The 10,945-nt window shown below is 70.3% G+C and carries 7 protein-coding genes and 2 pseudogenes; 2 read left to right on the plus strand and 7 right to left on the minus strand.

Annotated elements, in window-relative coordinates; translation table 11 throughout:
- Positions 1-201 precede the first annotated feature (201 nt).
- From AB0D57_RS39535 to AB0D57_RS39550, 4 genes are all read right to left on the minus strand, one after another.
- A complete protein-coding gene (locus AB0D57_RS39535) occupies positions 202-1,302 on the minus strand; it encodes an amidohydrolase family protein (RefSeq protein WP_362085161.1) in 1,101 nt (366 codons plus the stop codon).
- Positions 1,303-1,367: 65 nt separating this feature from the next.
- The gene (locus AB0D57_RS39540; RefSeq protein WP_362085165.1) at positions 1,368-2,189 is read right to left on the minus strand and encodes an amino acid ABC transporter ATP-binding protein; all 822 of its coding nucleotides are present in this window, start codon (positions 2,187-2,189) and stop codon (positions 1,368-1,370) included.
- Positions 2,186-3,019, minus strand: a complete 834-nt coding sequence (locus AB0D57_RS39545) for an amino acid ABC transporter permease (RefSeq protein WP_362085170.1) — start codon at positions 3,017-3,019, stop codon at positions 2,186-2,188. Before AB0D57_RS39545 ends, AB0D57_RS39540 begins: the two co-directional genes overlap by 4 nt.
- Positions 3,016-3,858: a basic amino acid ABC transporter substrate-binding protein gene (locus AB0D57_RS39550; protein WP_362085173.1), complete on the minus strand. Its 843-nt coding sequence runs from the start codon at positions 3,856-3,858 to the stop codon at positions 3,016-3,018. The genes AB0D57_RS39545 and AB0D57_RS39550 overlap by 4 nt, the downstream gene beginning before the upstream one ends.
- A gap of 232 nt (positions 3,859-4,090) precedes the next feature.
- On the opposite strand from AB0D57_RS39550, the gene AB0D57_RS39555 reads away from it, so the two are divergent.
- On the plus strand, positions 4,091-5,191 hold the full coding sequence (locus AB0D57_RS39555; RefSeq protein WP_362085179.1) for an aminotransferase class V-fold PLP-dependent enzyme: 1,101 nt from the start codon (positions 4,091-4,093) through the stop codon (positions 5,189-5,191).
- Positions 5,192-5,222: 31 nt separating this feature from the next.
- Here AB0D57_RS39555 and AB0D57_RS39560 read toward each other — a convergent pair.
- The 3 genes and pseudogenes from AB0D57_RS39560 to AB0D57_RS39570 form a co-directional block, all read right to left on the minus strand.
- Positions 5,223-5,600 (minus strand): annotated as a pseudogene (locus AB0D57_RS39560) (GtrA family protein); the annotation flags it as partial.
- Entirely contained in the window at positions 5,600-6,577 is a 978-nt protein-coding gene (locus AB0D57_RS39565; protein WP_362085176.1) for a glycosyltransferase family 2 protein, read from the minus strand. The gene AB0D57_RS39565 and the pseudogene AB0D57_RS39560, both read right to left, overlap by 1 nt.
- A 21-nt stretch (positions 6,578-6,598) precedes the next feature.
- On the minus strand, positions 6,599-9,349 hold the full coding sequence (locus tag AB0D57_RS39570; protein ID WP_362085182.1) for a YfhO family protein: 2,751 nt from the start codon (positions 9,347-9,349) through the stop codon (positions 6,599-6,601).
- 733 nt (positions 9,350-10,082) lie between these two features.
- Between AB0D57_RS39570 and AB0D57_RS39575 the strand changes: the two are divergent.
- Positions 10,083-10,853: pseudogene (locus tag AB0D57_RS39575) on the plus strand (hypothetical protein); the annotation flags it as partial.
- Between the last annotated feature and the right edge of the window lie 92 nt (positions 10,854-10,945).

Below are 10,945 nucleotides of genomic sequence, written 5' to 3' on the forward strand. Positions count from 1 at the left end.
CGGGTAGGGGCGGCGGGGGCGAGAAACCCTCCCAGCGATCAGCCCCTGCCGCGGCGCCGCGCCAGCGTGATCGCTCCCCCGCCCCCGCCCGCACAACCACGCAGGACGACGGCGCTCGCGCGACCGTGGTCGGAGGTCGCGTCGGCAGGACCGGCCGCGGCGAGGACGCCGACAGCCGCCTGTTCCCGATGTTCCCGACCGTCACCCGACCACTCGCCCGTTCAGCACCACCCGACGCGGAGCGGCCAGCACCCGTACGTCCGCACGCGGATCCGCCTCGTACACGACGAGGTCCGCCGGTGCTCCCTCGTCGAGCCCCGGCCGCCCCAGCCACCGCCGGGCGCCCCAGGTCGTCGCGGACAGCGCCTCGACCGGCGGGATGCCCGCGGTCACCAGTTCGGCGACCTCGCCGGCGACCAGCCCGTGGGCCAGCGAGCCGCCCGCGTCCGTACCGACGTAGACCGGGATCCCGGCGTCGTACGCGGCGCGCACGGTGTCGTAGCGGCGTGCGTGCAGGGCCCGCATGTGCGCGGACCACCGCGGGAACTTGCCCTCTCCTCCGTCGGCGAGCTGCGGGAAGGTGGCGATGTTGACGAGCGTGGGGACGATCGCGACACCGTGGGAGGCGAACAGCGGGATCGTCTCCTCGGTGAGGCCGGTCGCGTGCTCGACGCAGTCGATGCCCGCCTCGACCAGGTCCCGGAGCGAATCCTCGGCGAAACAGTGCGCGGTCACCCGCGCGCCCAGCCGGTGGGCCTCGGCGATCGCCGCTTCCACGGCCTCCCTGGGCCAGCAGGCGCTGAGATCGCCGGTGCCGCGGTCGATCCAGTCGCCCACCAGTTTCACCCAGCCGTCGCCGCGCCGGGCCTCCTGGGCGACGTACGCGACCAGGTCCTCCGGCTCGATCTCGTGCGCGTAGTTACGGATGTAGCGGCGGGTGCGGGCGATGTGGCGGCCCGCCCGGATGATCTTCGGGAGGTCGGCGCGGTCGTCGATCCAGCGGGTGTCGGAGGGCGAGCCCGCGTCCCGGATGAGGAGGGTGCCCGCGTCGCGGTCGGTCAGCGCCTGCTTCTCCGAGACGTCCTCGGCGACGGGGCCGTGGGTGTCGAGCCCGACATGGCAGTGGGCGTCGACGAGGCCGGGCAGCGCCCAGCCCTCGACGGCCCGGATGTCACGGGCGCCGGCGGGGCGCTCGTAGGAGATCCGGCCGTCGACGACCCACAGCTCGTCGCGGACACCCTCGTCCTCGTCCGGCCCGACGAGCACCCGCCCCTTCACGTGCAGCACCGCGCGATCGCTCATGCATCGCACTCTAAATCGCTCGCGCACCGCACTTTAAATCGCTCATGCACCGGACTCTGGATCGCTCATGCACCGGACTTTCCATGCGGGCGCTGGTCGCCCTTGCCCACCTGGTCCGACGTCCCCTCCTCCACGTCCGCCATCGCGGGGTCGAGGAGCCGGGAGAGGAAGTGGCGGGTGCGCTCGTGGCTCGGCTTGCCGATGACCTGCGCGGGGGTGCCGTCCTCGACGATCACGCCGCCGTCCATGAAGACGACCCGGTCGGCGACCTCGCGCGCGAAGGTCATCTCGTGGGTGACGACCATCATCGTCATGCCCTCGTTCGCGAGCATGCGCATGACGGCGAGTACGTCGCCCACGAGCTCCGGGTCGAGCGCCGAGGTCGGCTCGTCGAAGAGCATCACCTCGGGGCCCATGGCCAGCGCCCGAGCGATCGCGACCCGCTGCTGCTGGCCGCCGGAGAGCGAGGAGGGGTACGCGTCCGCCTTCTCGGACAGTCCCACGCGCCCGAGGTTCTCGGCGGCGATCCGGGACGCCTCCGCCTTGTCCCGCCTCAGCACCCGCCGCTGCGGCAGCGTGAGGTTCTCGGTCACCGACAGGTGCGGGAAGAGGTTGAACTGCTGGAAGACCATGCCGATACGGCGGCGTACGGCGTCGATGTCGACGTCCTCGTGCGTGACCTCCGTACCGCCGACGAAGACCTGTCCCTTGGTGGGCTCCTCCAGGAGGTTCACGCAGCGGAGCAGAGTCGACTTGCCGGACCCCGAAGGTCCGATCACGCACACGACCTCGCCGGTACGGACCTCCAGGTCGATGCCGCGCAGTACCTCGTTGTCGCCGAAGGACTTGTGCAGGTCCCGGACCTGGATCTCTGGAGTACTGCTCACTTGGTGGCCTCCCCGGCCTTGGCCTCCAGGCGGCGCACGACGAACCCGAGCGGCACCGTCACCAGCAGATAGCACAGACCCGCGACCAGGATCGGCGTGGAGTTGGCGGTCTGGCTCGCCAGGTCGCGCCCGAACTTGGTGAGTTCCCGCTCCTCCAGGGTGACCCCGAGGAACAGCACCAGCGAGGAGTCCTTGAAGAGGAGCACGAGTTCGTTGGTGAGCGGCGGGATCACGATGCGGAAAGCCTGCGGGATGATGATCGAGACCATGGCCCGCGCGTGCGAGAAGCCCAGCGATCGGGCCGCCTCCATCTGTCCCTTGGGCACCGCCTGGATGCCCGCGCGGATCGTCTCCGCCATGTACGCCGCCGACACCAGGCCGAGCGCGAGCGCCACCTTGCCGTACGTACCGCCGGGGATCTCCGTGCCCGGGAACGCCAACGGCACGGCGACACCCACGAACACGAAGATCAGCAGGGCGGGCAGGCCCCGGAAGATCTCGATGTAGATGCCGGCCAGCCAGCGGTACGGGCCCACCGGGGACAGTCGCATCAGGGCGATGACCATGCCGAGCACGAGGCCGAAGACGAAGCCGGACATCGTGTAGAGCACGGTGTTCTTCAGCGCCAGCGTGATGACGTCCGGGAACATCTGCTGGACCAGGTCCCACTGCGCGAACTGGTTCTTCAGCCGTCCCCAGTCGGCCGTGACCGCGAAGGCGATCACGGCCGCGACGAAGACGACGTACTGCGCGCCGCGCGACAGCGCGCGCTTCTGGCGCCGGGTCAGGCCGGACTTACGGGGCTGGACTGGTGCGTCGGCACCGCTCATGAGGCGGACGGGGAGGCGGAGGCCGCGGACTCGTCGTACGGGCCGATCCACTTCTCGTACAGCTTCTTGTACGTGCCGTCGGCCTTCGCGTCCGCGATCGCCTTGTTGATGGCGGCGAGGAGCTCGGTGTTGCCCTTCTTCACCGTGAAGCCGTACTGCTCACCGGTGTTGATGTTGTCGGCGACCTCGAGGGCGTCGGCGTTGGCCTTGTCCTTCAGCCAGCCCTGGACCACCGGGTAGTCGATGACGACGGCCTGGACCTGCCCGGTGCGCAGACCGTTGAGGACCGCGTCGGAGGACTCGAAGGAGACGGGGTCGAGACCCTTGCTCGTCGCGTACTCCTCGCCGGTGGTCTGCGCCTGGGCGCCGACCTTCTTGCCCTTGAGGTCCGCGAAGGACGTGATACCGCTGTCCTTGTCGACGAGGACGGCCTGCGTCGCGTCGAAGTACGGGTCGGAGAAGTCGACGTTCTTCTTGCGTTCCTCGGTGATCGTCATGCCGGCGGCGGCGAGGTCGCACTGGCCGGAGTTGAGGAACGCGCCGGTCTTGAAGTTCTCGAAGGGCGTGTCGATGAAGTCCTGCTTCACGCCGAGGTCCTTGGCGACCAGGTCGATCATCGAGACGTCGAAGCCCTCGTACTTGCCGTTGTTCTCCGACTGGAACGGCGGGTACGGAAGGTGGGTGCAGGTCGTGAGCTGGCCCGCCTTGACCAGGGGAACCCCGTTGGCGGTGGCCGCGCCGCCGCCGTCGTCCGAGGAGCAGCCGGCCACGAGCAGCAGCCCGGCCGTCGCGGTGGTGGCGGCCAGAATGCGGGTCCGGCGTCCGAGGACCGAGTTCACGGGGACCTCCTGTGAGGGAACTGAGGGTTCCGATTATAAGGAAAGGTTTGAGTAGCTCAAATCAATCCGATGGCTCTTGGGCTGTACGGCCTCAGAAGTCATGCCGCACGGGGTGCCCAGCCATACGAGCCAGGGGGTATCCGGGCCTCCGCGGCGCCCTTGCCCTCTTGTGCGAGGGCCTCCGGATACGCTCGGAGGCGCATTGGAACCCGTGAGCGAAGAGAGCACCGCCGTGACCCACCCCTTCCTGGACCTGGCCCCGCTGAGCGCCACGCACTTCGCGTCGATCGAGGACCGGGTGGCACGGCTGCTCTCCACCGAGCAGGACGTCGTGATCATGCAGGGCGAGGCGCTGCTGCCGTTGGAGGGCGCCATCCGTGGCACGGCCGGACCCGGCACCACCGCGCTCAACGTGATCACCGGGCCGTACGGGCAGACCTTCGGGGACTGGCTGCGGGACTGCGGGGCGACGGTGATCGACCTGGCGGTGCCGTTCCACACGGCGGTCACGGCCGCGCAGATCCGGGAGGCCTTCGCCGAGCACCCGGAGATCGACTTCGTCTCGCTGGTGCACGCCGAGGCGGCGACGGGGAACACCAACCCCGTCGCGGAGATCGGCGAGGTGGTGCGCGAGCACGGCGCGCTGTTCTACCTGGACGCCGTCGCCTCGATCGGCGCGGAGCCGGTGCTGCCGGACGCGTGGGGTGTCGACCTGTGCGTGATCGGGGCACAGAAGGCGATGGGCGGGCCGGCCGGTGTGTCGGCCGTGTCGGTGAGCGAGCGGGCGTGGACGCGGATGGCGGCGAACCCGACGGCGCCCCGGAGGTCGTACCTCTCCCTGCTCGACTGGAAGCAGCGGTGGGTCGACGGCGGCCGCAAGGCGCTGCTGCACGCCCCTGCGCAGCTGGAGATGCTGGCGCTGGAGGCGTGCGTGGAGCGGATCGAGGGGGAAGGGCTGGACGCCGTGATGGCCCGGCACGCCTCGGCCGCGGCGGCCACTCGGGCGGGTGCGCTCGCGCTGGGCGGCGGCCTGGAGCCGTATGTGTACGAGGCCTCGGACGCGGCGCCCGTCGCCACGACGCTGCGGACGCCGGCAGGGGTCGACGCGGCGGAGCTGGTCGCCAAGGCGCTCGCCTCGGATCCGGTGCTGCCGCTGGTCGCGGGCGGGGGCGCCCTCGCCAAGGAGATGATCCGGGTCAACCACTACGGGCCCGACGCGACGCGCGGTGTGGTGCAGTCCTGTCTGGGGGCGCTGGGTGCGGCGCTGGGTGAGTTCGGGGTGACGGTGGACCTGGAGGGGGCTCGGCGGGCGGTTGCGGGGGCGTGGCTGTAAGGGATGGATCTTCAAGGGATGGATCTTTGGCGAGCATGATCGTGCGGGAGACCACGAAGGTCACCGGGATCGCCGCCACGGAGGCGAGCAGCGGAGCGAATCGGTCCCCGGCGTGCAGGACGCCGGCGACCACGTACACGCCTGCCGTCGTGACCAGGAAGTTGGTCGCATTCGTCAGGGGGAACAGCAGGAATTTCCGCCAGGTCGGCCGCGTCCGGTAGGTGAACCGCGCGTTCAGGAAAAAGGACCCGGTCATGCTGAGGACGAACGCGAGAACATGTGCGGCGAGATACGGCAAACGGATCAGGAGCAACAGGTAAAGACCGTAGTACGTCAGCGTGTTGACGACGCCGACCAAGGCGAAGGCGAGGATCTGGCCCGATATCGGGCGTGCGGCTGCGGTTCGCATCAGGGAATGAGGTCCTTGCTCGTGCCGTACGGTGTGCGGTCCTGCGTTCGTTCCACGTTGGTCGCCTTCACCAGGAAATGCGGGCGGCCTTTGACCTCGTAGTAGATCCGGCCCGTGTACTCCCCGATGATTCCGAGCATGATCATCTGCATGGCGGCGGCAGCGGTGACGGCGGTGATGATCGTGACATAGCCGGGGGTCTCCACGCCGTTGACGAGCGCGGCGACCACGATCCACGCCGTGTACAGGCCCGTACACAGCAGCAGCCCCATGCCGAGGTAGAGGGCGGCGCGCAGCGGCCTGTTGTTGAAGGAGAGCAGTCCGTCGAGCCCGTAGTTGAGCAGGCTGCGGAAGCTCCACGAGCTGCGGCCGTGGGCGCGTACGGCGTTCTCGTACTCGAAGGTCGTGCTGGGGAAGCCCACCCATGCGAACAGGCCTTTGGAGAAGCGGTTGTACTCGGTGAGGTCCAGGATCGCGTCCACCACGCGCCGGGAAGGAAGACGGAAGTCGCCGACACCGTCCACGAGTTCGACGTCCACGAGACGGTTGACGAGCCGGTAATACACGCGGGCGGTGACAGCGCGGGTGAGCCCCTCGCCGCTCCTGGTGCGCCTGGCGATGACCTGGTCGTAGCCCTGTCCGCGCAGGTCCACCATGCGCTTGATCAGTTCGGGCGGGTGCTGGAGGTCCGCGTCCATGACGACCACGGAGTCTCCGGAGGCGTGGCGCAGACCGGCGAGCAGCGCCGCTTCCTTGCCGAAGTTGCGGCTGAAGGAGACGTACCGCACGCGCGAGTCGAGTTCGGCCAGCCGCTCCAGGGCGGCGAGGGTCCGGTCGCGGCTGCCGTCGTCGACGTACACGAACTCCATGTCGTGGCCGAGCGGCAGGAGTTCCTCCGCGACCTTCTGGACCTCGTCGTGGAATCGGCCTATGACGTCTTGTTCGTCGTAGCAGGGTGCGACGATCGCTATGAGCATGGTTTTTCCCCCTGGGTTCGGTCAGAGAGCGTCGGTCATGCGCTCGCGTGATCGGGTGCGTCGTCGGCGGACGGCGGTGAGCGTGCCGAGCAGGATCAGGGTCAGCAGCGACGCGGCCGCGACGGTCGTGCCCAGTCGCAGACCGGGTGGGTGGAAGGTGCAGGTGACGCTGGTCGAGGAGCTGTCCAGCGGGACGGCGATCAGGCCGTAGTACTGCTGGGCTGGTACGGCGGGAGCGTCGCCCGCCGCGCATCGCCAACCGGCGATCCGGGGGGCCGCCACGACGGCGGTTCCGTTGCTCCCGGCCGGGAGTTCGGCGCGGATCGTGCCGTCGGAGACGGTCACATCGGTGGCGCCGGTGGCCTTGAGCCGTTCGGCCGCGGTGTCCAGGCGCGCGGTGTCCAGGCAGCCGACGGCACCGTCCGGGACGACGCCCGGCCGGTCCGGGGACAGCTCGATCCGAAGGCGTCCGGAAGCCGGAACGCTGCCGAGCCGCTGCATCGTCGCGATCTTGGTGACGGGGTGGTCGGACCTGAACCGCCCGGTCGGGCCGCCGGCAGCCGCACCGGTGAGCTGCGCGGTGCCCGAGAAGTGCGGAGCCCACAGGTACACCTCGCTGCCGGCCGGGCAGTCGGCCGTGATCGTCGGCTCGCCCGCGACTGTACGAGGTACGCCGATGCGCACGCCCCGCCGGTCGTCGTCGCTCCGCTGCGGCCGCTTCCCGGAGCTGGTGCGGACCGTGAGGCGGGGCACGGTGTAGACACGGGTGCCCAGCAGCAGTTCTTGATTGGGGTACGGCGACGGCCCGAAGTCGGAGACGCTCGGGTCGCCGGCCGGCCGTACCGTGACCAGGGGCGGCACATCCCGCCGGGACACCCTCACCGTGCCGCCGTCCTGCGGGAACCACTGCTGATGCGGGTCCGGCGGGGAGTGCACCCGCGCGCCGACGGAGAAGATCACGTCCGTGACGGCGTTGTCCAGGCTCTGCAGGTTGCGGCCCCGCGAGGTCCAGCCGTCCCCGAGGGCGGTGAGCGTGCGGCTGAGCACGTCGGAGGTGAGGCTGCTGTAGTACTGGGCACCCTGGCCGCCCACCATCAGCGGGTCGTTGCCCACGGTCTGCTCCCGGCCGGGCTCGGTGCGGTACCGGGGCCAGCCGTCGGCCTCGGCGATCGCGTCCGCCTGCCGCTGCTGTCGCGCTCCCCAGGGCGCGTAGTCGTCCATGTGCGCGTGTCGCAGCCGGGTGGCCACGGCGGAGGTGGCGGTGGCCTCGCCGAGCTGCGTACCGACGAGGAGCGTCACGGCCAGCCCGGCCAGTGCGGCGCGGCGTCCGCCGCCGGCTCCAGGTCCTGTCGTCACATTCCCGTCGTCCGCCCGGAGGGCGGGCCTCGCGCCCACCGCGGAGCGGCTGATGTCTGCCGTAGGCGCGTGCTCTCGGCGTGCCGGGCGCAGACCCTCGTACTGGTTGTACGTGGGAATGTGACGACAGGACCTAGGCCCGCTGTCCTGGCGGGCGAGCAGGGCCAGGCCGCCCAGCGCGCCCACGGCGGCGAGTACCGCGAGCGGCAGTGTGAAGGGGCGCTCCGTCAGAGCGCTTCCGCTCGCGATGGCGATGATCAGTGCGAGGAGCACCCCCGCCGCGCCCAGCGCGCGCCGGCCGGGCAGGCCGTAGGAGAGCGCGTGCCACGCGGCGATCACCAGCAGCGCGCAGAGCACGAAGGTCTGGCGGTACGGACTTCCCTGCGGGGTGGCGAAGGCGTGCCAGAGCAGGTGGGTCGGGCCCCACTGCAGCGACAGCGCCACCCCGGCCACCAGCAGCGTCCACCCCGTGCGCACCCGTCGGGGGGCCGCCCGGTGGAAGGGCAGGGCGAGGGCGAGCAGCAGCGCCGTGGTGCCCACGTACACGGCCGGCGAACCGAAGGTGTACGTCGTCGGCAGCAGCCGGGCCAGCAGGTCCTCCGTCGGCACCGGCGCGAACTGCCTGACTCTGCCGGGGTAGGCGTGGGTGGTGCCGAAGTACACGACCGTCACCAGCGGCGCGGCCAGGCCCATGCCGAGTGCGACGGTCACGCCCGCCCGGCCCGCCGCCGCGAGGCTCCGGCGGCGCGGGAGGCCCGCCAGCCACAACCGCAGCAGGAACACCAGGCCGGCGGCCAGGGTGGCCATGTACGCCGTGTAGAAGTTGGCGATCCAGGCGACCGCCACGACCAGCACACCGAGGACCCGGCGCCGGTCGTTCAGCGTCCATTCGCCGACCAGGCACAGCAGCGGCAGGGTGACGAGGCCGTCGAGCCACATCGTGTTGTACACGGCGGACGCCACGGTCCAGCCGCACAGGGCGTACGACGCGCCCAGCAGTCCCGCCGCCCACCAGCGGCCGGGGCGCATCCTGAGCAGCAGCCAGGCCATGGCGGCCGCGGCCGACGCCACCTTCAGCACGGTGATCACATACACCGCGAGGTCGATCTCGTCCCGCGGGAACACCGCCACGAGCAGGGCGAACGGGCTGCCGAGGTACGTACCGAGGTCGGGGAGGAAGCTGGAGCCGTACCCGGACTGCCAGTTGACGAGGAGGCCGCCGTCGGCCCTTCCGTGGAGCAGGTCCCACAGGTGGGCGTGGAACGGCACGTACTGGTTGCCCAGGTCGTTGACGCTCCGGGTGCGGGGGCCGAACGGGTAGCTGCGGGCGATGGCGTCGGCAGCGCAGAACACGGTGACGGTGATGACCGCCGCGAGCAGGACGGCGTTCGGCCCGGGTCCGGTCGGGCGCGGCAGCCGGAACCGCGTCCAGCGGTCGTGCACGCGACCGGACGGCGGATCGGCAGGCCCGTACGGCGCGGGAACGGGCAGCCGGTCGGGGCCGTGGGCGGCTCCGGTTTTCGGCTCGGGATAGTTAACGGGTTTCACACCTTGTCCCTGTCCGATCGGCGCCACGCGTTTCCGTGAGTAATACCACTTCCACGGAGGGAACCGGCCGTGCACATGACCGAACAAACCATTTTCGGCTGGCCTCCAGAGAATTGCGGGCCACATGGCCCCTCGTCCGGGGGAACGCTCCCCGCGGGTCATCGATTCGCCGTCTTAGATGGGGGCGCCCTCCGGATGGTTGTGCCGCAACCGGAAGTGCGGGCATGAACTCCGATTGCGCACACGGGCAGTTCGAATCAGGCGGTTACCGCCGGGGAGAAAATAGATGTCCGCCAAGCGACTTGAAGATGAACTCGACCGGCTGTGAATGCCCTGACCGGGTCAACCACTTTTCCCCTCGAGGAAAAGTCGGGGGAACCCTGAGCACCAAGAATCTCGACCGGCTCAAGTCCGGAAACCACTGGTCTCAGCCGTCCTGATCGAGGCCGTCCGGGCCGCCCCCCGGTGACCTGATTCCTGCCCTGCGCGATCATTCCCCTCCGCCACAGGCAACCCACAGGCCCCCTTTCGCTTCCTTCGAGGCGCGAGGTGCTCCCGGTACCGACGGGTCGCCCGCACTCGAAGTGTGAGGAGGGGACCCTTGAACCAAGCCCGGCGAATAGGTGTCACCGCCGTGGCCGTGCTCGCGGCCCTGGCGGGCTCACCGGTATTGGCCCAGGCCCAACAGCCGCCCCAGGCGAAGCCGTTGACGGTGGACGCCGCCGACAGCGCACTGCCCCCGGGCTGGCGCGTCACCGGGGAGGGCGGCGCGCGTGAGCTGGTCTGGCGGTCGGACAGGGCCGTGCCCGTGGGCGACGCCCGTGTCGAGTTCCACGCGGACGGCCGGCTGCTCGGCGTACCGAAGCAGGCCAAGGACGGCCGCACGTTCCGGCTCGCCCTCAACCAGGCCACTCCGCTCAAGGACCTCCAAGTCCTGGCCGGTGGGCGCCGGTTGGACGCGTCCGCCGACAACACCGGCAAGAAACCGAAGACCTCCCTGGCGGCCGCACAGCCCCCGGCCCAACTCCCGGCGAACTCCGTGGACCCGGGCAAGCCGGGCGCGTACGGCACGGTCACCGGCAAGTACGACCTCGACCCGGTGAAGCTGCCCGGCTTCGCCCAGCCGGTCGAGATGCAGGCCGTCGTCGTCGCGCCCACCGGCGCCACCGGCAAGCGGCCGCTCGCACTGTTCCTGCACGGCCGTCACGCCACCTGCTTCAAGCCGGGTGGGACCGAGGACGACATGACCCTCGAGTGGCCCTGCTCGGCCGGCACCCAGCCGATCCCGAGCCACAAGGGCTACCTGAAGGACCAGAAGCTGCTCGCCTCCCAGGGCTATGTGACGGTGTCGATCTCGGCGAACGGCATCAACCTCGATTCGTCAGCGGTCTGATCGGTCTCGCTGATTCGGCGCCTTGCCCCGGTTTGTCCGACTGGTCGGTATAGGGGCCTTCGCATGCGCTG

This window comes from Streptomyces sp. NPDC048275 (genome assembly GCF_040652275.1).
Taxonomy (GTDB): domain Bacteria; phylum Actinomycetota; class Actinomycetes; order Streptomycetales; family Streptomycetaceae; genus Streptomyces.